Source organism: Streptococcus oralis subsp. dentisani (assembly GCF_002096335.1).
GTDB lineage: Bacteria > Bacillota > Bacilli > Lactobacillales > Streptococcaceae > Streptococcus > Streptococcus oralis_Z.
Window position 1 is genome coordinate 114,886 of sequence record NZ_NCUW01000029.1, and the last position, 25,021, is coordinate 139,906.

Here is a 25,021-nt window from a genome sequence, read left to right on the forward strand (position 1 = left end):
CTCCTTCGAAATGGTCTCTTCAATTATAGCATTTTTTTGTTAAAATAACAGAAAATTATTTAAATCAAACGACTAACTCTTTGTAAATAAACCTGTAAACTTAATTGACATAAAATTGACAAAGAAAAATTTGAATATTTCTCTCTTTTCTAGTAGAATAAATGTATTACATATTATAGGAGAAAAACATTGCTTACAGTATCTGATGTTTCACTACGTTTTAGTGATCGCAAACTTTTTGATGATGTCAACATCAAATTTACAGAAGGAAATACATATGGATTAATTGGTGCTAACGGTGCTGGGAAGTCTACATTCTTAAAAATTTTAGCTGGTGATATCGAACCTACAACGGGTCACATCTCTCTTGGTCCAGATGAACGTCTCTCTGTTCTTCGTCAAAATCACTTTGACTATGAAGATGAACGTGCAATTGATGTCGTTATCATGGGAAATGAAAAGCTTTATAGCATTATGAAAGAGAAAGATGCTATTTACATGAAGGAAGATTTTTCCGATGAAGATGGTGTTCGTGCAGCTGAACTCGAAGGGGAGTTTGCTGAACTTGGAGGTTGGGAAGCAGAGAGTGAAGCATCTCAACTACTTCAAAACCTAAACATTCCAGAAGAATTGCACTACCAAAATATGAGCGAATTGGCCAATGGTGAAAAGGTAAAAGTTCTCCTTGCCAAAGCACTCTTTGGTAAACCAGATGTTCTTCTCTTGGACGAGCCAACCAACGGTTTGGATATCCAATCGATTACTTGGCTAGAGGACTTCTTGATTGACTTTGATAACACCGTCATTGTTGTATCCCATGACCGCCACTTCTTAAACAAAGTATGTACTCACATGGCCGACCTTGACTTTGGAAAAATCAAACTCTATGTTGGAAACTACGACTTCTGGAAGGAGTCTTCTGAGCTTGCTGCTAAATTGTTAGCAGACCGTAATGCCAAAGCGGAAGAAAAGATTAAGCAATTGCAAGAATTCGTTGCTCGATTCTCTGCCAACGCTTCTAAGTCAAGACAGGCAACATCTCGTAAAAAAATGCTTGACAAGATTGAACTAGAAGAAATTGTGCCATCTAGTCGTAAATATCCATTTATCAACTTTAAAGCAGAACGTGAGATTGGTAATGATCTCTTGACAGTAGAAAACCTAACTGTAAAGATTGATGGTGAAACTATCTTGGACAATATTAGTTTCATCTTGCGTCCAGGTGATAAGACCGCTCTTATTGGACAAAATGACATCCAGACGACTGCATTAATTCGTGCAATCATGGGTGACATTGACTATGAAGGAACTGTCAAGTGGGGAGTTACTACTAGCCGTTCTTACTTGCCAAAAGATAACTCTGCTGATTTTGCAGGGAACGAGTCAATTCTTGACTGGTTGCGTCAATTTGCAAGTAAAGAAGAAGATGACAATACCTTCCTACGTGGTTTCCTTGGTCGTATGCTCTTTTCTGGTGATGAGGTTAACAAACCTGTAAATGTCTTGTCAGGGGGAGAAAAAGTACGTGTCATGCTCTCAAAACTCATGCTCTTGAAATCAAATGTCCTTGTACTCGATGACCCAACAAATCACTTGGACTTGGAATCTATCTCAAGCTTGAACGATGGATTGAAAAACTTTAAAGAATCCATCATCTTTGCCAGCCATGACCACGAGTTCATTCAAACTTTGGCAAACCATATCATTGTTTTGTCTAAGAATGGCGTCATCGATCGTATTGATGAAACCTATGATGAATTCCTAGAAAATGCAGAAGTACAAGCAAAAGTCAAAGACCTTTGGAAAGACTAAATAAGACTTCAAAACTCAGTTGGGTTAACCAACTGAGTTTTCTATCATTCTACGAGGTAACATGAAATCATTTTTAAAAACATATCGAACCTATTTTATTTCTTTCATCATTCCTGTAGTGATTATGTTTGGAGTATATCTATCTCAAGGGATCTACTGGAATAGCGATACATCCCCACTATTAGGAGATGGGTTTCATCAATACGTTATTTTTGATGTGGCTTTACGGGATATTCTACATGGAAATGGTAGTTTGTTTTACACCTTTACAAGTGGACTCGGACTGAATTTCTATGCTCTATCTAGTTATTACTTGGGTAGCTTTCTTTCACCTCTGGTTTACTTTTTTAATCTGTCAAATATGCCAGATGCTGTTTATCTGACAACTCTATTAAAATTTGGATTGATTGGTCTGTCAACCTTCTTTAGTCTAAATAAATTATTTCGATCTATCCCTCAGCCTTTAAAACTGGCCTTATCAACTTCCTATGCTTTAATGAGCTTCACTGTCAGTCAGTTAGAGATAAAAACATGGTTAGATGTTTTCATCTTGATTCCTTTAATTATAACTGGCTTACACATACTTATAACACAAAAGAAGCGTCTACTATACTTTACAAGTCTGTCAATTTTGTTTATCCAAAACTATTATTTTGGATATATGACAGCATTGTTTCTTATTTTCTGGTATCTCTGCCAAATTTCATGGGACTTTAAAAATCGAAAATCATCTTTTCTTGATTTTGTTGTTACCTCCTTTTTAGCAGGAATGGTTAGTTTGATGATGACTCTTCCTACATTGTTTGATTTACAAACTCATGGGGAGAAGTTAACTGCCATCACAAAATTAAAAACAGACAGTAGCTGGTATTTAGATATTTTCGCAAAACAATTCATTGGATCTTTTGATACAACTAAGTATGGATCTATACCAATGATTTTTGTTGGACTGCTTCCTTTTATTTTAACCATTCTATTTTTCACAATAAAATCCATAAAGTTTCACGTGAAACTTATCTATGCACTCTTCTTCACTTTTTTAATAACAAGCTTTTACATAGAGGCACTTGATTTATTTTGGCAAGGGATGCATACCCCAAATATGTTTTTGCATCGCTATGCTTGGATCTTTTCTACTCTGTTAATTTATACTTCATCAGAAGTCTTAAATCGTCTGAATGAAATTAAGTTCTGGAATCTATTTGTCTCCCTTTTTCTTATACTGACAGGATTTTTAGCTACTGTATACTTTAAATCACACTATTCTTTTTTAACAGATTTAAATATCCTACTCACTCTTGAATTTCTACTAGTTTATTCACTTTTACTCCTTGCAGTCATCAGAAAATTTATCTCTGTAAATCTATTTGCAATTCTTTTGTCTTTATTTATAACAGCTGAGATAAGCTTAAATGCTTCTTCTCAAATGGAAGGAATAGCTAAAGAATGGGCCTTTGCTTCTCGCAGTGCCTATAATAGAGATGTCACTGCTATGGAATCCATTATAGAACAAATTGACAATCCATTTACACGTACTGAGAAACTGCAAATTCAAACAGGAAATGACAGTATGAAATTTAACTACAATGGAATCTCTCAATTCTCGTCTGTACGAAATCGTTCAGCTAGCACTAGTTTGGATAAACTTGGATTCAAATCCTCTGGAACCAACCTCAATCTCCGTTATGCAAATAACAGTATTTTAGCGGACAGTTTATTTGGTATCCAGTATAATATTTCTGAAACTCCCCTTGATAAATATGGCTTTCAAGAGATTTATCAAAAGGATCATTTAACCTTATATAAAAATCAACTCTCTTTACCTATTGCTTTTGCCACTCAATCTATTTACACTGATGTAAACTTTAACAATCATACTCTGGATAATCAGGCTTTATTTATAAACCAGCTTGCTAATCTCAACTTAGATTACTTTTCCAAAATAGCATATGATAAAACAGATACTTCAGATGGTTTAACAAGCATCACAAGTTCTACGAATGAGGATGCAAGGATTGATTATCAGATTGAGGTTCCTCAAAATAGTCAAGTCTATCTCTCTTTTGCAAACCTTCATTTTACTAATGATAAACAAAAGAAAATTGACATCCTTATCAACAGTGAAAAAAAGACTTTTACAACTGACAATGCCTTTAACTTCTTTAATTTGGGTTATACTGAAGAACAAAAAACTTTCAATATCAGTGTTAGCTTCCCTGGAAATTCTCAAGTGTCATTTGAAACTCCAACCTTCTATCGTTTAGATACCCAAGCTTTGACTGAGGCAATCCAAAAGATTAAAGAACAACCTGTAGAAGTATCTACCTCTAAAAATAAAGTCTTTGCTACATATGAAGTCAAACAAGATAGCTCTATTTTCTTTACCATTCCTTATGACAAAGGTTGGTCTGCTTATCAAGATGGAAAAAAACTTGAAATCAAGCAGGCTCAAACTGGTTTTATGAAGGTTGATGTTCCAAAAGGAAAAGGAACCATTACACTTTCCTTCATTCCTAATGGTTTTGTTATTGGAGCAGTCTGCTCAGTAACTGCCCTTCTACTTTTTGGAATCTATAATTACAAACGAAATTCATCTATGACATAAAAATCGACCAAGGAATTGGTCGATTTTTTTAATCTTCTTGCATCTTCTTAGGTTGATAAGCTAGCATACCTAAAACAGTAAAGAAAGCTAGTATTATAATAAGGAAAATCACTTGATGATGGATATTTCCTGTCATAGAGATTGTTTGTCGTAAACCTGATACAGAGTAACTCATTGGTAACCATGGATTGATACCTTTAAAGAAATCATTTGTCAAAGCAAGGGGGTAGGTCCCTGCACTTGATGCTAACTGTAATAGTAGTAAAATAAGAGAGAAGAAAGCTCCTAAACGGCTATTCCAAGTTGTTAAAGCTGTCACCATAGACATGAAGGCTAAACTTGTGATTATAATCAGAATCAAGGTTCTCATCTCATGGTTAGCAGTCAATCCAATAAGATGGACGCCTCCATAAACTAAAACACCTGCTAAGACAGCTATAATCCCATTTATTTCAGATCGAGACTTCAACCAAGCCCAACGGCTCTCTGGATGACGTCCAGAAGGCAACTTCGCAAAAATCATATTGGTAGATATAGCAGCAACAAAAAGAGCAACTGATATCATATAAGGAGCCATGGCAATCCCATTTACAGGAACTTGGTCATTATCTGTTTTTGAGAGAACTAGAGGCTCAGATAATGTTTCTGCATTTTCAGATTCTGTTGAAGCTGATTTAAGTTGATTATTAGCATTTCCTAATCCTTGTCCTAATGAATCAACTCCTGTCTGTAAATCTTCAAGACTAGAGGTTAAAGTTGTTCCACCATCTGCTAGTTTTCCAGCACCATCTGCAATCTTCATAGCGCCACTTCCTAGTTGAGATGCTGCAGAAAGTAACTGTGTTGATTTATCTGTCAATTGACCAGAGCCAAATTGTAATTTAGTAAGACCTGCTATTAACTCTGGACTCTTATTATTCAATTGAGCAGAACCAGATGACAAACTTTCTATACCTGATACTAATTCTGGAGCTTTTCCAGCTAACGTATCTACTCCAGCTGTCAAGGATGATGTATTTTGTGTCAACTTACTTGATCCAGAAACTAATTGATCTAGACTGGTTGTTAAATTTGCATTTTTTTCACTTAGTTTATTGGCACCTATAGAAATTGTGTTCAGTCCTTTAGTATAGTTTACAACTCCTTTTTCAATTGACTGACTTCCAGGAACTAACTGATTATTTACAGAAGTTTGTAATTTTGTAAATCCATTTGACAATGTTGTCAAGGAGCTAGATGCTGCAGGTAAGAGTTGATTTGCTTTCGTCTGCACATCAGATAGATTAGATACTTGTTGTTCTGAATTCTCTATACTTTCTTTTAATCCCCCTACTGTCGTTAAAATTGTTTTTGCTGACTCAATAGTAGAATTAGAATTTTTAGAAATAGCTTCTGTCAGTTCTTTCTTTTGTTCCTCTGTGAGAGATTGATAAGTAGCTGTTGATTGAAGGTTCGCAAGAGTTTTTTCTTGTTCTGTCTGACTTTTGGTCACAATATCCTGAGCAAGAGTTGTTAGATTTGGCAAAGCTTCTGATAATGTCTTTTTCAGTTGAGTATTATCTGCTATTGTAAGAGCTTGTAGTGTCTTATTTAGTTCTCCTAGGCTTGTTGTCAATTGTGCTATTTCTTTATTTTGTTGAGATGAGGACTTTAATTGACTTGAAATTTCTTTAATACCAGTATTTAATTTCTCCATTCCATCTCTTAGTGTATCTGATTGATTGGATAATTGACTTGTTCCATTAGAAAGTTTTTCTACACTACTTGTATAAGCATTTACACCAACTGAAAATTGATTGAGACCTGTATTCAGTTGTGAAACGCCACTTGTGTAGGACTTTATACCTGTATTTAGCTGATTTACACCTGTCACCAACTCAGGAGTTTTTGACGCTAATTGACCAAGTCCAGTGTCAACTTGTGAGACGGCTTTTGTATAACTTTGTAAACCACTATTAAAAGTCCCTAAACCAATATGTAATTGCTCTATTGCAGATACATAGCTAGATAACCCTTTTGTAAATTGATCTGCTCCATTTGAAAAAGTTACAGTTGAGTTTGCTAAAGTATTAAGATTTGCCGTCAATGTTTGACTTCCCGTCACCAATTGATTCGCTCCATTAGCCAATTGTTCACTTCCATCAGCTGCCTTATTTACTCCAGACTTCAAGTCATTCATTTTTTGAAATAAAGCCTTGGTATACGTTTCAGTTACATTAGTAGAAACGGTTTGTTTTAATTGTGTCATTGCAGAATCACTCATCTTGCTTGCAATAAAGCTATGCCCACTTGAGGTCTGATAATCAATCTGCATCTGTTCAGGATGATTTGTTAGGATAGAAGCAGCTTTTTCAGACAAGTCACTTGGTAAAATCACTACCATGTAGTAATCACCATCTTCTAGCCCTTTTTCCCCTTCCTCTTCATTAACAAAATGAAAATCTAAAGCCTTATTTTCTTTTAAATTAGACACCATGTCTTCACCTATTGTCATTGTCTGTCCATTATAAGAAGCTTCCTTATCTTTATTGACAACTGCTACAGGTAACTCTGACAATTGACCATATGGATCCCACATAGATGATAAAAATATGATATTGTATAAAGCTGGAATGAGAGAAATCCCTATCATTACAATGATAAAGGTCGGTTTTTTAAATATTGCTTTCCATTCTTTAAACATGTTTCCTCCTTTTTTACACATATTGTCTAAAATTTTGATATAATAGATTATACATCAAAAAATCCAAATTTCAAGGTAAAAAATTATTTTTTAGACATATTGTCTAATTTGTCTACAAGGAGGAATTATGAAAGAAAGTAACAAACGTTTAAAAACAAAACGCATTATCGAAAATGCCATGGTACAATTACTGATGGAACAACCCTTTGATCAAATTTCTACTGTCAAGTTAGCAGAAAAAGCCGGAATTAGTCGTTCCAGCTTTTACACTCACTACAAGGATAAGTATGATATGATTGAGCACTACCAAAGTAAACTCTTTCATACCTTTGAATATATTTTCCAAAAACATGCTCATCATAAAAGAGATGCTATTCTAGAAGTATTTGAATATTTAGAGTCAGAACCACTTCTGGCTGCACTCTTATCTGAAAATGGTACAAAAGAAATCCAAAATTTCTTGAGAAATAAGCTTCACATTATGCTTAGCACAGACCTTCAGAAGCGCTTTATGAAACTACAACTAAATCCAATTGAATTAGAATATAGTAGCATTTATCTAACAAATGCCCTATTTGGAGTTTGCCAGACTTGGATTGCTCACGGAAAAAAAGAAAGCCCGCAAGAAATGACAGACTTCCTTATGAAAATGCTAGGTGATGCAAACTAAGAATAAAAAAGAACACCGAGTAGTGTTCTTTTTATCTGACTCCGCCAGTAGGACTCGAACCTACGACATCATGATTAACAGTCATGCGCTACTACCAACTGAGCTATGGCGGATAAAATAGTCCGTACGGGATTCGAACCCGTGTTACCGCCGTGAAAAGGCGGTGTCTTAACCCCTTGACCAACGGACCATCTATCTGTAGCAGATATAACCATTATATCAATTTCTTACTAATTGTCAATCACTTTTTAGATTTTTTCTCTAGAATATCTTTTAGTTTGCGAATTTTCAAACGAGTGATGGGACAGCGATGATCTTCATAAAATACAACTTCTAGATTCTTTCGATCAATTTCTCTCACATTTCCCACATTGACAAGGAAAGATTTATGGGAGCAATAAAATCTCTGAGTATGTTTGTCCTTTTCCTGAATATCTGTCATAGTTCCATAAAATTCTTTGGCAAAATTCTTACCAATAATTCGCAGTTTATGAGAAACACCTGTTGTTTCGATATACAAAATATCATGGTAAGGGATTTTCAAATCATTTCCCTTATAGTTGTAATCAAAATAGTCTACAACATCTTCGTTTTCAAGTAGCATACTCTTAGTGTAAAAAATACTCTGCTCGATACGTTTTTTGAACAATTCATCATTGATGTCTTTATCAACAAAATCTAGGGCTGATACCTGATATTTGTAAGTTAAGGTAGCAAATTCAGATCGACTAGTAATAAAAACAATAATAGCATAGGGATTGTGATGACGGATAAACTGTGCCACTTCAAAACCCTTTTTCTCAATTCCATGAATATCGATATCTAAGAAATAAAGCTGGTTTACTTCATCATTTTCGATATATTCCTTAAACTCACGAACTTTTCCTGTTGTCTTGTAAGAAATAGGAATATTTGATTCCTCAGAGATTTCATTCAATATTCTCTCAAGTCTCACTTGATGCTCAATAACATCTTCTAAAATTAGTACTTTCATTCAAATTCCCTCTTAAATCTAATAATTTGTCTAAATGTGTTGTCTTCCATCTCTGTTTCTAAAATAATGTTGTCATACTTATCTAAAATCTCTTTAACATTATTAAGTCCTAGACCTCTATTTCTTCCCTTGGTAGAGAAACCCAAAGCAAATAGGTCTTCTGAAGGCGTCATAGTAATTTTACATGAATTCTGGATAACTATAACTGTTTCAAAATCCATTTTAATGACTGCAACTTCCATTTGTTTCAAGTAACTATCCGCGGCCCCTTCAACAGCATTGTTTAAGAGAATACTCATGATGCGAACAAGATCAAGTAAATCCATTGACAATCTAGTAATAACATCCTTTACTTCCAATGTAAATTCTACATCATTATTTCGTGCATAGACAATAGATTGAGCAATCAAACTCCGTAAAGCTGAATCTTCTAAATTGTTCAAATCAAAGTAAGTATATTTTTCTGAACGCAGTTTTTGATTCGCTTTTACTAATACTTCATTATAAACTCTGTCAATTTCCTGTAAATCTTCACTGTCAATTGCCATTTGCATGCTGACAAGCATACCTGCATAGTCATGACGAAAACCTCGAATTTCATTATACAACTTGACAATTTCATCAGTATAAGTCTGTAAATGCTTTTGTTCAAATTTCTTCTGCTTTAGGGCAATCTCTTTTTCAACTTGAACCTTGTGAGAATTCATTGCAAAGAAAATCAATAACAAGCAGATAAAAACAATAGTTGATAAAATACTTCCAAAACTATTTAAGTGACGAACCGTACTCACTATATCTGAAACAAAGGATAAAGTATGCAAAAAAACAAATGCTACTATCACTTTTTTAAAAAAAGGATAGAGATAATCTTTGTCAAAATATTTAATTTCTAGATAAAAATAACGAATTATTATTAGAATAGCAAAATAAGTCAACAACAATACTACTAGAAAGAATATACCTTTATAGTGTAATACAAAGTCATCACCTGTTATAGAAGATAAGATTACAGATATAAAAGTATGGGTACTGTGATATATTAAAGATAATAGTAAACTGATAAAAATTCCTTTGTATTTATCATACTTCTTTAATTTTCTTAAATAACCATACACAACTAAAGGAAATAAAAATTTAGACAAAGCAAAACCATCTACATATGCTAGACTGATAACTTCTTCAATTATCAAAACTGATATACATGTGTAACATAAAAAAATAATTTGTTCTTTTCTAGTTATTTTACAAATCCATTCATAACTTTTGCTAATAATGAAAAAATAAAAAATAGCTATCCCTAACCCAAATAAATCCATTACTCTTTACCTTTATTTCATTACTTTTTTCTTGGAAAAATAAGATTACGTATTAATTCTGAAATTCTTTGTTCCCCACCTTGAATTCCCTGCAATTCTTTCTCTGTAAGCTTTTTGAACTGTTCCAATTTAACTATGTTTTTCATAATAAAATCTCCTGTATTGTTTTTCTTGTAAATTAACTTACAAGTTTATTATACAAAATGAAGATTCTTTAAGAAAAATTTCTTCTCAACTGTACTTTTTTGCACCTGAAATGCACTTTTTTAAGAAAAAAGCTGGGAGTTTTCCCAGCTTTGCATCTAAAATTGATCCCAGCAGGATTCGAACCTGCGACCGTTCGCTTAGAAGGCGAATGCTCTATCCAGCTGAGCTATGAGACCTAACATGACCATTCTATCAAAAAATAAGAGCTAAGTCAATCTTCTATTTATGATAAGGGGATCCCTGCTGAATGGTAAAAGAACGATAAATTTGTTCAACAAGGACTAATCTCATTAACTGGTGTGGCAAGGTCAAACGCCCAAAACTAACAGAAAGATTCGCTCGATGCTTCACAGTAGGGGATAGTCCCAGACTTCCACCAATAATAAATGTAAGGGTAGAAAATCCATTTATAGAAGCTTGTTCTAACTGTTTACTGAATTCTTCTGAAGAGAGAGTTTTTCCTTCAATTGCCAACACAATAACAAAATCTCTTTCTCCAACTTTAGAAAGAATTCGATTTCCCTCTATTTCTAATATTTTGTAATTTTCTGACTCACTTGCCTTATCTGGAGTTTTCTCATCAGCAAGCTCAATCATTTCTAATTTTGCGAAACGTGAAATTCGTTTGCCATATTCAGCAATACCATCTTTAAGGTATTTTTCTTTTAATTTTCCCACTGTTACAATTTTTATTTTCATTCTTCTATTCTATCATATCCACACTTCATTTCACATCTTATACACATAAAAATCATCCTAAATTTCTAGCAAATTCACAGAATAAAAGGAGTTATCCACAACTTGTGTAAAACTTTAAACTTTTAAGTTTGAATTAAGTTAATAGGTTTATACTTTAATTAAATAACAAATAATTGGAGGCGTTTATGAAACACTTACAAACACTTTACAAAAAAGGAGTTACATTTTTTGTAATTGTTCTCATCGGATTTTTAAGTGGAGCTTTGGGAAGTTTTGTAACACTACAACTTTCACAAAAACAAGGAAGTCAAGCTACGAATAATAATTCTGGCACTGTCACTCAAACATCCTATAAGAATGAAAATTCAACCACTCAAGCAGTAAATAAAGTTAAGGATGCTGTTGTCTCAATCATTACTTATTCTTCTAATAGTAGACAAAGTAGTGTATTTAATGCTGATGAAGCTAATCCTGATTCAGATAATCAACAAATCGCAAGTGAGGGATCAGGGGTTATCTATAAAAAGAACGACAAAGATGCCTATCTTGTAACAAATACTCACGTTATCAATGGAGCTTCAAAAGTCGACATCCGTTTAGCAGATGGTACAAAAGTTCCTGGTGAAATTGTCGGATCTGATACTTTCTCTGATATTGCTGTCGTTAAAATTTCTTCAGAAAAAGTTACAACAGTAGCAGAATTTGGGGATTCAAGTCAACTTAGTGTTGGAGAAACAGCGATTGCTATCGGTAGTCCTCTAGGTTCAGAATATGCTAATACAGTTACACAGGGAATCATCTCAAGTCTTAATCGAAATGTTTCTCTAAAATCTGAAGATGGTCAAGCTATTTCAACAAAAGCCATTCAAACAGATACGGCCATTAACCCTGGTAACTCTGGTGGTCCACTTGTAAACATTCAAGGACAAGTAATTGGTATTACATCAAGTAAAATTGCAAGTAATGGTGGAACGTCTGTAGAAGGTCTTGGTTTTGCAATTCCTTCAAACGATGCACAAAATATCATTAAACAGCTTGAAAGTGATGGTAAAGTGACTCGTCCTGCTCTTGGAATTCAAATGGTCAATCTGTCAAATGTTGGAGCTAGTGATCTTAGAAAACTAAACATTCCAAGTAGCCTCACTTCAGGTGTAGTTGTTCGATCTGTTCAAAGTAATATGCCAGCAAATGGACATCTTCAAAAATACGATGTCATTACCAAAGTTGACGACAAAGAGATTGCCTCATCAACAGACCTACAACATGCCCTTTACAATCATGCTATTGGAGACACTATAAAAATAACCTACTACCGTAATGGTAAAGAAGAAACAACCTCTATAAAATTAGATAAGAATTCTGGTGATTTAGAACATTAATTGACATCAGTGTAAAGAAAACTTTACAGAAAGTAAAAGATATGTTAGTGTAGAATCATGGAAAAATTTGAAATGATTTCTATCTCTGAAATACAAAAGAATCCTTACCAACCTCGAAAAGAATTTGATGTAGAAAAATTGAAAGAGTTGGCTCAGTCAATCAAAGAAAATGGACTAATTCAACCAATCATTGTTCGTCAATCTCCTGTAATTGGTTATGAAATCCTTGCAGGAGAGAGACGATATCGGGCTTCTCTCTTAGCTGGTCTGACCTCTATTCCAGCCGTTGTGAAACACCTCTCAGATCAAGAAATGATGATCCAATCAATCATTGAGAATTTGCAGAGAGAAAATTTAAATCCTGTTGAAGAAGCACGCGCCTACGAATCTTTAGTAGAAAAAGGATTTACTCACACTGAGATAGCGGATAAAATGGGAAAATCTCGTCCTTATATCACTAATTTTATTCGTTTACTTTCCCTACCAGAGCATATCTTAGCTGAAGTAGAAAATGGAAAAATTTCTCAAGCTCATGCACGTTCACTAGTTGGTTTGGATAAAGAGCAACAGGAATATTTCTTTCAGCTAATCAAAAATGAAGACATCTCTGTGAGAAAGTTAGAAACACTGCTGACAGAGAAAAAACAAAAGAAGCATAAAAAAAGTGATTCTTTCATCAAAGATGAGGAAGATAAATTAAAAAAACGACTGGGATTAAATGTAGAAATTAAACTTTCTAAAAAAGATACTGGAAAGGTTATTATTTCTTTTTCAAGCCAAGAAGAATATGACAGAATTATCAACAGCCTGAAATAAGGCTGTTCTTTTATTTTTTCAACCCACAAATTTATCCACTATTTTTTATAGCAGAAAACCAAAGAATTCAAGGGAATCCCTCACTTTTCCCCAACCTGTGGATAAAAAGTGTAAACATTGTGGATTCTTTTCCACAGATTGTGGAAAAATGCTATCATCTATGGTAAAATAAGTTTAACAGTAAACCTTTTTATATCAAATATAGAAAAGGAGGGGATAATCGGTGAAAGAAAAACAATTTTGGAATCAAATCTTAGAATTGGCTCAAGAAAGATTGACACGTTCTATGTACGATTTCTATGCCACACCTGCTGAACTCATAAAAGTGGAGGGAAATGTAGCTACTATCTTTTTACCTAGACCTGAAATGGAAATGGTTTGGAAAAAACAGCTCAAGGATATCATTGTGGCCGCTGGTTTTGAAGTTTATGATACTGAAATAAAAACTCAATTTGTCCTAACAAAACCTGAGGAAGAATCTTCAACCTATGTCATGGATTCTGAAAATAGCAATCATTATGTTACTTCACAGGCCAATCTTGCTATTCCATATTCTGAAACAGGATTGAAGGAAAAATATACCTTTGATAACTTTATTCAAGGAGATGGGAATATATGGGCTAAGTCTGCTGCTCTAGCTGTTTCTGAAGACCTCGCCTTGACTTATAATCCCCTTTTCATTTATGGTGGTCCTGGACTAGGGAAAACTCACTTGCTAAACGCGATTGGAAATGAGATTCTGAAAAATATTCCTGATGCGCGTGTCAAGTACATTCCTGCCGAAAGTTTTATCAACGACTTTCTTGAGCATCTGAGGCTCGGGGAAATGGAAAAATTTAAAAAAACTTACCGAAGCCTTGATCTCTTACTGATTGATGATATCCAATCTCTCAGTGGCAAAAAGGTTGCAACTCAAGAAGAGTTTTTCAATACTTTCAACGCTCTTCATAGCAATCAAAAACAAATCGTTCTGACTAGTGACCGAAGTCCTAAACACCTAGAAGGCCTTGAAGAAAGACTTGTCACGCGCTTTAGCTGGGGATTGACTCAAAATATCACCCCTCCTGACTTTGAGACACGTATCGCCATTCTTCAAAGTAAAACGGAACATTTAAACTACCATTTCCAGAGTGATACCCTAGAATATCTGGCTGGCCAATTTGATTCAAATGTTCGAGAATTGGAAGGAGCAATTAACGATATCACTTTAATTGCCAGAGTAAAGAAGATTAAAGACATCACTATTGATATTGCTGCAGAGGCTATTAGAGCTCGCAAACAAGATGTTAGCCAACTGCTAGTCATTCCAATTGACAAAATTCAAACTGAAGTTGGTAATTTTTATGGAGTGAGTGTCAAAGAAATGAAGGGGACGAGACGAGTTCAAAACATCGTTTTGGCGCGTCAAGTAGCCATGTATCTAGCTAGAGAACTGACAGATAATAGTCTTCCAAAAATCGGAAAAGAATTTGGTGGAAAGGATCACACTACAGTTATTCATGCCCATGCTAAAATAAAATCATTGATTGATGAAGACGATAATTTACGCTTAGAAATCGAAGCAATCAAAAAGAAAATTAAATAGTTTGTGGATAACTTTTACTTTTCTATCTTTTTTATCCACATTTTTTAAACAAGCTAAAAATCTTGAAGTTACTAAATAGAAATCAGTTTTCCACAGAATTCACACACCCTATTATTTCTATTATCCTTCTAATACTAAAAAATAAATAAAGGAGAATCCATGATTCATTTTTCAATTAATAAAAATTTATTTCTACAAGCCTTAAATACTACAAAACGAGCAATAATCTCTAAAAACGCTATTCCAATTTTATCAACAATCAAAATTGATGTTACCAATGAAGGGATTACTTTAATTGGATCAAATGGTCAAATCTCCATTGAAAATTTTATTTCTCAAAAGAATGAAGATGCTGGTCTTTTGATTACTTCCTTAGGTTCAATTCTTCTTGAAGCCTCTTTCTTTATCAATGTTGTATCCAGTCTTCCAGATGTAACGCTTGATTTCAAAGAGATTGAACAAAAACAAATTGTCTTAACAAGTGGCAAATCAGAAATTACCCTAAAAGGGAAAGATAGCGAACAATACCCACGAATCCAAGAAATATCAGCAAGCACTCCTTTGGTTCTTGAAACCAAACTACTCAAGAAAATTATCAATGAAACAGCTTTTGCTGCAAGTACGCAAGAAAGTCGTCCAATCTTAACAGGTGTCCACTTCGTATTGAGCAAAAATAAAGAACTAAAAACAGTTGCGACAGATTCTCATCGCCTTAGCCAGAAAAAATTGACTCTTGAAAAAAATGGAGATGATTTCGATGTGGTGATCCCTAGTCGCTCTCTACGCGAATTTTCAGCTGTTTTTACGGACGATATTGAAACAGTGGAGATTTTCTTTGCCAATAATCAAATCCTCTTTAGAAGTGAAAATATTAGCTTCTACACTCGTCTCCTAGAAGGAAACTATCCTGATACAGATCGCTTAATTCCAACCGACTTTAATACGACAGTAACTTTTGATGTTGTTAATTTACGTCAATCTATGGAACGTGCTCGTCTTTTATCAAGTGCGACTCAAAATGGTACTGTGAAGCTTGAAATTAAAGGTGGTGTTGTTAGCGCTCATGTTCATTCTCCTGAAGTTGGTAAAGTAAACGAAGAAATCGATACGGAGAAGGTGACTGGAGATGATTTAACTATTAGTTTCAACCCAACTTACTTGATTGATTCCCTCAAGGCTTTAAATAGCGAAAAGGTGACTATTAGCTTTATCTCAGCTGTTCGTCCATTTACTCTTGTGCCAGCAGATACTGACGAAGACTTCATGCAGCTCATTACACCAGTTCGTACAAATTAAGTAAAAGAGGTTGAGCCTAGCTCGCCTCTTTTATGATATAATCGAAAAAGAAAAGGAGAGTAGTATGTATCAAGTTGGAAATTTTGTTGAGATGAAAAAACCACATGCTTGTATCATTAAATCAACTGGTAAAAAAGCCAATCGTTGGGAAATTACACGTGTTGGGGCAGATATCAAAATCAAATGTAGCAATTGCGATCACCTTGTTATGATGAGTCGCCATGATTTTGAACGAAAAATGAATAAGATTATTGACTAAGAACCCTTAGTTAGAGAGTTAGCAAGTTTTCCCTTTTTGTGTTATAATGTTAGGGATTGAAATGAGAACGGAGAATGAGAAAATATGGCTTTAACAGCAGGTATCGTTGGTTTGCCAAACGTTGGTAAATCAACCCTTTTTAATGCAATTACAAAAGCAGGAGCAGAGGCAGCAAACTACCCATTTGCGACTATTGATCCAAATGTTGGGATGGTAGAAGTTCCAGATGAACGCCTACAAAAACTAACTGAAATGATTACTCCTAAAAAGACAGTTCCAACAACTTTTGAATTTACAGATATTGCAGGGATTGTAAAAGGCGCATCAAAAGGGGAAGGTCTAGGGAATAAATTCTTGGCCAACATCCGTGAAGTAGATGCGATTGTTCATGTTGTGCGTGCATTTGATGATGAAAATGTTATGCGCGAGCAAGGACGTGAAGACGCCTTTGTGGATCCACTTGCAGATATTGATACCATTAACCTGGAGTTGATTCTTGCTGACTTAGAATCAGTTAATAAACGCTATGCGCGTGTAGAAAAGATGGCACGTACGCAAAAAGATAAGGAATCCGTGGCAGAGTTTAACGTCCTTCAAAAGATTAAACCAGTCCTTGAGGATGGAAAATCAGCTCGTATCATTGAATTTACAGATGAGGAACAAAAGGTTGTCAAAGGTCTCTGCCTTTTAACCACTAAACCAGTTCTTTATGTTGCCAATGTGGATGAGGATGTAGTTTCAGATCCAGATTCTATCGATTATGTGAAGCAAATTCGTGAATTTGCAGCGACAGAAAATGCAGAGGTAGTTGTTATTTCCGCGCGTGCTGAGGAAGAAATTTCTGAGTTAGACGATGAGGATAAGCAAGAGTTTCTTGAAGCACTTGGCTTGACAGAATCAGGTGTTGATAAATTGACTCGAGCTGCTTACCACTTGCTTGGACTTGGAACTTACTTTACAGCTGGTGAAAAAGAAGTCCGTGCTTGGACCTTTAAGCGTGGTATGAAAGCTCCTCAAGCAGCTGGTATTATCCACTCAGATTTTGAAAAAGGTTTTATTCGTGCAGTAACCATGTCATATGAGGATCTAGTGAAATACGGGTCTGAAAAGGCTGTAAAAGAAGCTGGGCGCTTGCGTGAAGAAGGAAAAGAATATATCGTTCAAGATGGCGATATCATGGAATTCCGCTTTAATGTCTAATAACATTTAACAAATAGTGTCAATTAGGTTGGAAAAAAATTCCAACCCTTTTGGCTTTTGAAAGGAAAATAAATGACTAAATTACTTGTTGGATTAGGAAACCCAGGGGATAAATATTTTGAAACCAAGCACAATGTTGGTTTTATGTTGATTGACCAATTAGCTAAAAAACAAAATGTCACTTTTACACACGATAAGATATTTCAAGCTGATCTAGCATCTTTTTTTCTTAATGGCGAAAAAATTTATCTTGTCAAACCAACGACGTTTATGAATGAAAGCGGGAAAGCTGTTCATGCTTTATTGACTTACTATGGTTTGGATATTGAAGATTTACTCGTCATTTACGACGACCTTGACATGGAAGTTGGGAAAATTCGTTTAAGAGCAAAGGGCTCAGCAGGTGGTCATAATGGGATTAAATCTATTATTCAACATATAGGTACTCAGGTCTTTAACCGTGTTAAAATAGGTATTGGAAGACCTAAAAAAGGTATGTCAGTTGTTCACCATGTTTTAAGTAAGTTTGATCAGGATGACTATGTAGGTATTTTACAATCAATTGACAAGGTTGACGATGCTGTAAACTACTATTTGCAAGAGAAAAACTTTGAGAAAACAATGCAGAGGTATAACGGCTAAATGGCGACTTTATTAGATTTATTCTCAGAAAATGATCAGATAAAAAAATGGCATCAAAATCTGACAGATAAGAAAAGACAACTAATACTAGGACTGTCAACTTCTACCAAGGCTCTTGCAATTGCAAGTAGTCTAAAAAAAGAAAATAAGATTGTGTTATTGACATCGACTTATGGAGAAGCAGAAAGAATTATCAGTGATCTTCTTTCTATCTTAGGAGAGGAATTTGTCTATCCATTTTTGGTAGATGACTCTCCTATGGTAGAGTTTTTGATGTCTTCACAAGAAAAAATCATTTCGCGAGTTGAAGCCTTGCGTTTTTTAACTGATTCATCTAAGAAAGGGATTTTAGTTTGTAATATAGCGGCAAGTCGATTGATTTTACCTTCTCCAACTGGATTTAAAGAAAGTATTATAAGGATTGCAGTCGGTGAAGAGTATGAGCAACATGATCTTCTTCACAAATTAAAGGAAATAGGCTATCGCAAAGTTACGCAAGTACAAACTCAAGGTGAGTTTAGTATTCGAGGAGATATTTTAGATATTTTTGAGATGTCTCAGTTAGAACCTTTCCGAATCGAGTTTTTTGGTGATGAAGTAGATGGAATTCGGACTTTTGAAGTAGAAACACAATTATCAAAAGAAAATCAGACAGAACTCACTATCTTTCCAGCTAGTGATATGCTTTTAAGAGAAAGGGACTATATACGAGGTCAGTCAGCTTTAGAAAAGCAAATTTCGAAGACCTTATCACCAATTTTAAAATCATACTTGGAAGAGATTTTGTCAAGTTTTCATCAAAAACAAGTACATTCAGATAGTCGAAAGTTTTTATCTTTATGTTACGATAAAAAATGGACTATATTTGATTATATTGAAAAAGATACGCCAGTATTCTTTGATGATTACCAAAAATTGATGAATCAGTATGAAGCCTTTGAGAGAGAATTAGCGCAATACTTTACAGAAGATTTACAGAATGGTAAATCATTTTCTGATATGCAGTATTTTGCAGATATAGAGCAAAACTATAAAAAACAAAGTCCAGTTACCTTTTTCTCCAATCTACAAAAAGGACTAGGAAATCTCAAGTTTGATTACATTTATCAATTTAATCAGTATCCAATGCAAGAGTTTTTTAATCAATTTTCTTTTCTTAAAGAAGAAATTGAGCGATATAAAAAAATGGACTACACCATTGTTCTGCAGTCTAGCAATTCAATGGGAAGTAAAACATTGGAGGATGTTTTAGAGGAATACCAGATTAAATTGGATTTCAGAGATAAGTCAAGTATCTGTAAAAAATCTGTAAACTTAATCGAAGGTAATTTAAGACATGGTTTTCATTTTGTAGATGAAAAAATTCTCTTGATTACTGAACATGAGATTTTCCAAAAGAAAATAAAACGTCGTTTTAGAAGACAACATGCTTCGAACGCAGAGCGATTAAAAGATTATAATGAACTTGAAAAAGGGGACTACGTTGTTCACCATATCCATGGAATTGGCCAATATTTAGGGATTGAAACAATTGAAATCAAAGGGATTCACCGTGATTATGTCAGTGTTCAATACCAAAATGGGGATCAAATCTCCATCCCAGTTGAGCAGATTCAATTACTGTCCAAATATGTTTCAAGTGATGGTAAAGCTCCAAAACTTAATAAATTAAATGACGGTCATTTCAAAAAAGCTAAGCAAAAAGTTAAGAACCAGGTAGAGGATATAGCTGATGATTTAATCAAACTTTATTCTGAGCGTAGTCAGTTGAAGGGTTTTTCTTTCTCAGCTGATGATGATGAGCAACGTGCTTTTGATAATGATTTCCCTTATATTGAAACGGATGATCAACTTCGTAGTATTGAGGAAATCAAGAGAGATATGCAAGATTCTCATCCCATGGATCGACTTCTGGTTGGGGATGTTGGTTTTGGGAAGACTGAAGTAGCAATGCGTGCAGCATTTAAGGCGGTCAATGATCATAAACAAGTTGTCGTTCTAGTTCCGACGACGGTTCTAGCACAACAACACTATACCAACTTTAAGGAACGATTCCAAAATTTTGCAGTTAATATTGATGTGTTGAGTCGCTTTAGAAGTAAAAAAGAGCAGGCGGAGACACTTGAAAAATTAAAGAATGGTCAAGTCGATATATTGATTGGAACGCATCGTGTTTTGTCAAAAGATGTTGTTTTTTCAGATTTGGGCTTGATGATTATTGATGAGGAACAACGATTTGGTGTCAAGCATAAGGAAACCTTGAAAGAATTAAAAAAACAAGTAGATGTCCTAACCTTGACAGCTACTCCAATACCTCGTACTCTCCATATGTCTATGCTGGGAATCAGAGATTTATCTGTTATTGAAACTCCGCCAACTAATCGCTATCCTGTTCAGACTTATGTTTTGGAAAAGAATGATAGTGTGATTCGTGATGCTGTCTTGCGTGAAATGGAGCGTGGAGGTCAAGTTTACTATCTTTACAACAAAGTTGACACGATTGATCAGAAGGTTTCAGAATTACAGGATTTGATTCCAGAAGCTTCAATTGGGTTTGTTCATGGACAAATGAGTGAAATTCAGTTAGAAAACACTCTATTGGACTTTATTGATGGCCAATATGATATTTTGGTGACAACTACCATAATTGAAACAGGCGTTGACATTCCAAACGCCAATACCTTATTTATTGAAAATGCAGACCATATGGGCTTGTCAACCTTGTATCAATTAAGAGGAAGAGTTGGTCGGAGCAATCGCATTGCTTATGCCTATCTTATGTATCGTCCAGAAAAATCAATCAGTGAAGTCTCTGAAAAGAGATTAGAAGCAATCAAAGGATTTACAGAATTGGGATCTGGATTTAAGATTGCGATGCGAGATCTTTCTATTCGTGGAGCAGGAAACCTCTTAGGAAAATCCCAATCGGGCTTTATTGATTCTGTTGGTTTTGAATTGTATTCGCAGCTACTAGAGGAAGCTATTGCTAAACGACATGGTAATGGGAACACAAGAACCAAAGGGAATACCGAATTGATTTTACAAATTGATGCCTATCTTCCTGATACTTATATTTCTGACCAACGACATAAGATTGAAATTTACAAGAAAATTCGTCAAATTGACAATCGTGTCAACTATGAAGAATTACAGGAAGAATTGATGGATCGTTTTGGAGAATATCCAGATGTAGTGGCTTATCTTTTAGAGATTGGTTTGGTCAAATCATACTTGGATAAGGTCTTTGTCGAACGTGTAGAAAGAAAAGAGAATAAGATTACAGTTCAATTTGAAAAAATCACTCAGCGACTGTTCTTGGCTCAAGATTATTTTAAAGCCTTATCTGCAACCAACTTAAAAGCGGCCATAGCGGAGAATAGAGGGCTAATGGAAGTCGTATTTGATGTCCGAAACAAGAAGGATTATGAAATTTTAGAAGGTTTGCTGATTTTTGGAGAAAGTTTACTAGAGATAAAAGAATCAAAGGAAGCTAATTCTCTTTGACGTTTTTCTTCTATAAAAGGGATAAAAATGGTACAATGATAATTTGAGGTAATAAAAATGAGATTAGACAAGTATTTAAAAGTATCACGAATTATTAAGCGTCGTACAGTCGCAAAGGAAGTAGCAGATAAAGGTAGAATCAAGGTAAATGGAATTTTGGCCAAAAGTTCAACGGATTTGAAAGTTGATGACCAAGTTGAAATTCGCTTTGGAAATAAGTTGTTGCTTGTAAAAGTACTGGAGATGAAAGATAGTACAAAAAAAGAAGATGCAGCAGGCATGTATGAAATTATCAGTGAAACACGGGTAGAAGAAAATGTCTAAAAATATTGTACAGATGAACAATCCTTTTATTCAAAATGAACACCAACGTCGTCGTTACCTGATGAAGGAAAGACAAAAGAGAAATCGCTTTATGGGTTGGGTTCTGATTTTGATGATTTTGTTGTTTATTTTACCGACTTATAATCTGGCCCAAAGCTATAATCAGTTACTGCAACGTCGTCAGCAATTGACAGAATTGAAAGAACAATACCAAACTCTTAGTGATGAAAAGGATAAGGAATCTGCTTTTGCTGCAAAGTTGAAAGATGAAGACTATGTAGCAAAATATGCACGTGCCAAGTACTATTACTCAAAGACACGAGAAGCGATTTACACAATTCCTGATTTGCTTCCGAGGTAATGTCATGGAAAATTTATTAGAAGTTGTTGAGAAGTTTTTAAGTTTGTCAGATGAAAAATTAGAAGAATTAGCAACTAAAAATCATTTATTACGATTACAAGAAGAAAGGGAAGGAAAGAATGCGTAAGTTCTTAGTAGTGTTATCACTACTATCTGTTTTTATCATAACTTCAAGAGTAGTTAGCACAGAAAAACAGCTTCCTTACTCTTCACAAGAAATTTATTATCTAACTGAGTCTGATTATGGATTTTACTATAAAGAACCTCTTGAATCGCCAATGGTTTATGGAGAAACGGCTATCTATGCAAATGAGGATTTGATTAAGGAGTCTGGAAAATTGACTCCTGGAACCACCTTTAAAATCGTAGAATGGCGTTTGAATAGACAAGGTATTCCTGTTTTTAAATTAGACAATCATCAGTTTGTCGTTGCAGATAAGCGTTTGGTCTATGATCAAAGTCATGTTCAAACTCAAAGTAGACAAGTATGGTTGGAACCGGGGTTTGTTATCTATAATAGCCCTTATGATGCTAAAGAAATTTCTTCATCCCTCTCTCCCTATCAACGCGTAATAGTGGATAGAACCCTCTTTGCTGAGGGACAAGAATTTCTTCATATTGACCAAGTTGGGTGGGTATCAAAAGAGTTCGTCTCAGAAGAGGACAATCGTATCCAGAAGGTTCAAGAAATCTTATCAAACAACTATCAGAACGAAAAATACTCTATTTATGTTAAACAACTGAGCACAGGAAAAGAGGCTGGGGTGAATGAAGACAGCAAACTCTATGCAGCTAGCATCTTGAAACTGGCCTACCTTTATTATGCTCAAGATAAGATAAATCAAGGGGAATATACGCTGGACAGTAGCTTCAAGTATATTCCAGAAGTAAATAGTTTCCCTGGATCCTATAAACCAGAAGGTAGTGGCAGTTTACCTAAAAAAGAAGACAACAAAGATTACAGTCTTCAACAGTTAATTACCAAGGTAACAAAAGAGTCTGACAATGTTGCTCATAATATTTTAGGTTATTATGTGACAAATCAATCTGACGGAACTTTTAAAGAAAAAATGTCCACTATTATGGGTGAAGATTGGGATGTGAATGATAAATTAACTTCTTCAAAAATGGCTGGAAAGGTCATGGAAGCTATTTATAATCAGAATGGCTTCGTACTGGAGTCTCTAAGCAAGACGAATTTTGACAACCAGCGAATTGCAAAAGGTGTTTCGGTTAAGGTAGCTCATAAAATCGGAGATGCGGATGAGTTCAAACACGATACTGCGATTGTTTATACGGACTCTCCTTTCGTTCTTTCCATTTTCACCAAAAATTCTGATTATGACACTATTGCTAAGATAGCAAAGGATGTCTATGAGGTTCTAAAATGAGGGAGCAGGATTTTTTAAATCATTTTCTCCGAAAAGAGTACTTCAAAAAACATTCTAAAGTCCTATTGGCTCTGTCTGGTGGACTGGATTCGATGTTTTTATTCCATCTATTGTCTACTTATCAAAATGAGTTGGGAATTGAGCTGATTTTAACTCATGTCAATCATAAGCAGAGAAGTGAGTCTGACTGGGAGGAAAATGAACTAAGGAAGTTAGCTGATGTAGCTGGACTTCCTATTTATATCACAAGCTTTTCAGGAGAGTTTTCAGAGGCGCGTGCTCGAGAGTTTCGTTATGATTTTTTTAGGAAAATCATGAAAGAGGTTGGGGCGACAGCCTTGGTCACTGCCCACCATGCAGATGATCAGGTTGAAACGATTTTGATGCGGTTCATTCGTGGAAGTCGACTACGTCATTTAATAGGAATAAAAGAAAGTCAAGTAGTTGATGATATTGAAATCATCCGTCCCTTGTTGCATTTTCATAAAAAAGATTTTCCACTAATTTTTCATTTCGAAGATCAAACAAATCGTGAGAACAGCTATTTTCGCAATCGTATTCGAAATAGATATTTACCAGAACTTGAAAAAGAAAATCCTCGACTTAGATCTGCTCTTTTAAATCTAGGAAGTGAGATTTCAGATTACCAAGCAGCCATAACGGAGCTTTCTGAACAGATTGATGTAGAAGATTTGAATGAGCTCTTTTCATACTCAAAACAAACTCAAGGGGTCTTGCTCCAGAACTATCTCAATCAATTTCCTGACTTAAATCTTACAAAGGCTCAGTTTGATGAAGTTAGACAGATTTTAGTAAGGAAAAGTCAGTATCGTCACCCACTGAAAAATGGTTATGAATTGATAAAAGAGTATCAGAATTTTCGAGTTTGCAAAATCAGTCCTCAGGCTGATGAAAAGGAAGATGAACTTGTGTTACACTATCAAAATCAAGTTCGACATATGGGTTATTTATTTTCCTTTGGCATCCCTATCGAAGGAGATGCTGTTCAAAAAATGATGGTTTCACGGGAAACATCTGTACATATTAGATATCGAAAACCTGGTGATGTTATTAGGCTGAATGGTCATCGAAAGAAACTGAGACGCTTATTTATAGATTTGAAAATCCCTATTGAAAAACGAAAAACAGCTCCTATTATTGAGCAATTTGGAGAAATTGTTTCAATTTTGGGAATTGCTATCAGTGATTTGAGTAAAAACACGAAAAATGATATAATGAACACTGTACTTTATATAGAAAAAATAGATAGGTAAAAAG

General features: G+C 34.8%; 21 protein-coding genes and 3 tRNA genes. 16 read left to right on the forward strand and 8 right to left on the reverse strand.

Translation table 11 applies throughout. The features are described from left to right. The first annotated feature begins 189 nt into the window (after nucleotides 1-189). Both B7709_RS05280 and B7709_RS05285 read left to right on the forward strand, forming a co-directional pair. On the forward strand, nucleotides 190-1,812 hold the full coding sequence (locus B7709_RS05280) for an ATP-binding cassette domain-containing protein (RefSeq protein ID WP_084972001.1): 1,623 nt from the start codon (nucleotides 190-192) through the stop codon (nucleotides 1,810-1,812). A 61-nt stretch (nucleotides 1,813-1,873) separates the two neighbouring features. Beyond that, nucleotides 1,874-4,417, forward strand: a complete 2,544-nt coding sequence (locus tag B7709_RS05285; RefSeq protein WP_084972002.1) for a YfhO family protein — start codon at nucleotides 1,874-1,876, stop codon at nucleotides 4,415-4,417. 28 nt (nucleotides 4,418-4,445) lie between these two features. Here the strand turns inward: B7709_RS05285 and B7709_RS05290 are convergent, their stop codons facing one another. After that, nucleotides 4,446-7,100 carry a YhgE/Pip domain-containing protein gene (locus B7709_RS05290; RefSeq protein WP_084972003.1) on the reverse strand — a complete coding sequence of 885 codons (2,655 nt, stop codon included), beginning with the start codon at nucleotides 7,098-7,100 and terminating at the stop codon, nucleotides 4,446-4,448. A gap of 127 nt (nucleotides 7,101-7,227) precedes the next feature. Between B7709_RS05290 and B7709_RS05295 the strand changes: the two genes are divergently transcribed. Next, nucleotides 7,228-7,770: a TetR/AcrR family transcriptional regulator gene (locus tag B7709_RS05295; protein ID WP_084972004.1), complete on the forward strand. Its 543-nt coding sequence runs from the start codon at nucleotides 7,228-7,230 to the stop codon at nucleotides 7,768-7,770. Nucleotides 7,771-7,809: 39 nt separating this feature from the next. Here B7709_RS05295 and B7709_RS05300 read toward each other — a convergent pair. From B7709_RS05300 to rlmH, 7 genes are all read right to left on the reverse strand, one after another. Beyond that, nucleotides 7,810-7,883: transfer RNA gene (locus B7709_RS05300), tRNA-Asn, on the reverse strand. A 5-nt stretch (nucleotides 7,884-7,888) separates the two neighbouring features. Next, a tRNA-Glu gene (locus B7709_RS05305) sits at nucleotides 7,889-7,960 on the reverse strand. Between the two features lie 51 nt (nucleotides 7,961-8,011). Beyond that, nucleotides 8,012-8,764, reverse strand: coding sequence for a competence system response regulator transcription factor ComE (comE, locus tag B7709_RS05310; RefSeq protein WP_000866077.1), 753 nt, complete (start codon nucleotides 8,762-8,764; stop codon nucleotides 8,012-8,014). Continuing rightward, nucleotides 8,761-10,080 (reverse strand): competence system sensor histidine kinase ComD, encoded by a 1,320-nt coding sequence (gene comD, locus B7709_RS05315; protein WP_061453871.1) that lies wholly within the window; start codon nucleotides 10,078-10,080, stop codon nucleotides 8,761-8,763. Before comD ends, comE begins: the two co-directional genes overlap by 4 nt. Before the next feature lie 20 nt (nucleotides 10,081-10,100). Then, nucleotides 10,101-10,226 (reverse strand): competence-stimulating peptide ComC, encoded by a 126-nt coding sequence (comC, locus tag B7709_RS05320; RefSeq protein WP_084972005.1) that lies wholly within the window; start codon nucleotides 10,224-10,226, stop codon nucleotides 10,101-10,103. Between the two features lie 163 nt (nucleotides 10,227-10,389). Then, nucleotides 10,390-10,463: transfer RNA gene (locus B7709_RS05325), tRNA-Arg, on the reverse strand. Between the two features lie 43 nt (nucleotides 10,464-10,506). After that, nucleotides 10,507-10,986, reverse strand: coding sequence for a 23S rRNA (pseudouridine(1915)-N(3))-methyltransferase RlmH (gene rlmH, locus B7709_RS05330; RefSeq protein ID WP_084972006.1), 480 nt, complete (start codon nucleotides 10,984-10,986; stop codon nucleotides 10,507-10,509). Nucleotides 10,987-11,171: 185 nt separating this feature from the next. Between rlmH and B7709_RS05335 the strand changes: the two genes are divergently transcribed. The 13 genes from B7709_RS05335 (at nucleotide 11,172) to tilS (ending at nucleotide 25,017) form a co-directional block, all read left to right on the forward strand. Then, entirely contained in the window at nucleotides 11,172-12,365 is a 1,194-nt protein-coding gene (locus tag B7709_RS05335) for a S1C family serine protease (protein ID WP_084972007.1), read from the forward strand. Between the two features lie 57 nt (nucleotides 12,366-12,422). Beyond that, entirely contained in the window at nucleotides 12,423-13,181 is a 759-nt protein-coding gene (locus tag B7709_RS05340; protein WP_084972008.1) for a ParB/RepB/Spo0J family partition protein, read from the forward strand. A 223-nt stretch (nucleotides 13,182-13,404) separates the two neighbouring features. After that, nucleotides 13,405-14,766, forward strand: coding sequence for a chromosomal replication initiator protein DnaA (gene dnaA / locus B7709_RS05345; RefSeq protein ID WP_061454114.1), 1,362 nt, complete (start codon nucleotides 13,405-13,407; stop codon nucleotides 14,764-14,766). Between the two features lie 159 nt (nucleotides 14,767-14,925). Next, nucleotides 14,926-16,062, forward strand: a complete 1,137-nt coding sequence (gene dnaN, locus B7709_RS05350) for a DNA polymerase III subunit beta (RefSeq protein ID WP_084972009.1) — start codon at nucleotides 14,926-14,928, stop codon at nucleotides 16,060-16,062. A gap of 64 nt (nucleotides 16,063-16,126) precedes the next feature. Next, nucleotides 16,127-16,321, forward strand: coding sequence for a DUF951 domain-containing protein (locus B7709_RS05355; protein WP_061453865.1), 195 nt, complete (start codon nucleotides 16,127-16,129; stop codon nucleotides 16,319-16,321). Nucleotides 16,322-16,405: 84 nt separating this feature from the next. After that, entirely contained in the window at nucleotides 16,406-17,521 is a 1,116-nt protein-coding gene (gene ychF, locus B7709_RS05360; protein ID WP_084972010.1) for a redox-regulated ATPase YchF, read from the forward strand. Nucleotides 17,522-17,593: 72 nt separating this feature from the next. Continuing rightward, a complete protein-coding gene (gene pth, locus B7709_RS05365; RefSeq protein WP_061453864.1) occupies nucleotides 17,594-18,163 on the forward strand; it encodes an aminoacyl-tRNA hydrolase in 570 nt (189 codons plus the stop codon). Further along, complete coding sequence (gene mfd, locus B7709_RS05370; RefSeq protein ID WP_084972011.1) at nucleotides 18,164-21,667, forward strand: transcription-repair coupling factor; 3,504 nt, start codon at nucleotides 18,164-18,166, stop codon at nucleotides 21,665-21,667. It abuts the gene before it with no gap. Between the two features lie 57 nt (nucleotides 21,668-21,724). Continuing rightward, nucleotides 21,725-21,991, forward strand: coding sequence for an RNA-binding S4 domain-containing protein (locus tag B7709_RS05375; RefSeq protein WP_001234973.1), 267 nt, complete (start codon nucleotides 21,725-21,727; stop codon nucleotides 21,989-21,991). Continuing rightward, complete coding sequence (locus tag B7709_RS05380; protein WP_061453863.1) at nucleotides 21,984-22,352, forward strand: septum formation initiator family protein; 369 nt, start codon at nucleotides 21,984-21,986, stop codon at nucleotides 22,350-22,352. Before B7709_RS05375 ends, B7709_RS05380 begins: the two co-directional genes overlap by 8 nt. A 4-nt stretch (nucleotides 22,353-22,356) precedes the next feature. Continuing rightward, nucleotides 22,357-22,479 (forward strand): SP_0009 family protein, encoded by a 123-nt coding sequence (locus B7709_RS10315; protein ID WP_000429342.1) that lies wholly within the window; start codon nucleotides 22,357-22,359, stop codon nucleotides 22,477-22,479. Continuing rightward, nucleotides 22,472-23,743, forward strand: coding sequence for a serine hydrolase (locus tag B7709_RS05385; protein WP_084972012.1), 1,272 nt, complete (start codon nucleotides 22,472-22,474; stop codon nucleotides 23,741-23,743). The genes B7709_RS10315 and B7709_RS05385 overlap by 8 nt, the downstream gene beginning before the upstream one ends. Then, nucleotides 23,740-25,017 carry a tRNA lysidine(34) synthetase TilS gene (tilS, locus tag B7709_RS05390; RefSeq protein ID WP_084972013.1) on the forward strand — a complete coding sequence of 426 codons (1,278 nt, stop codon included), beginning with the start codon at nucleotides 23,740-23,742 and terminating at the stop codon, nucleotides 25,015-25,017. The genes B7709_RS05385 and tilS overlap by 4 nt, the downstream gene beginning before the upstream one ends. The last annotated feature ends 4 nt before the right edge of the window (nucleotides 25,018-25,021 follow it).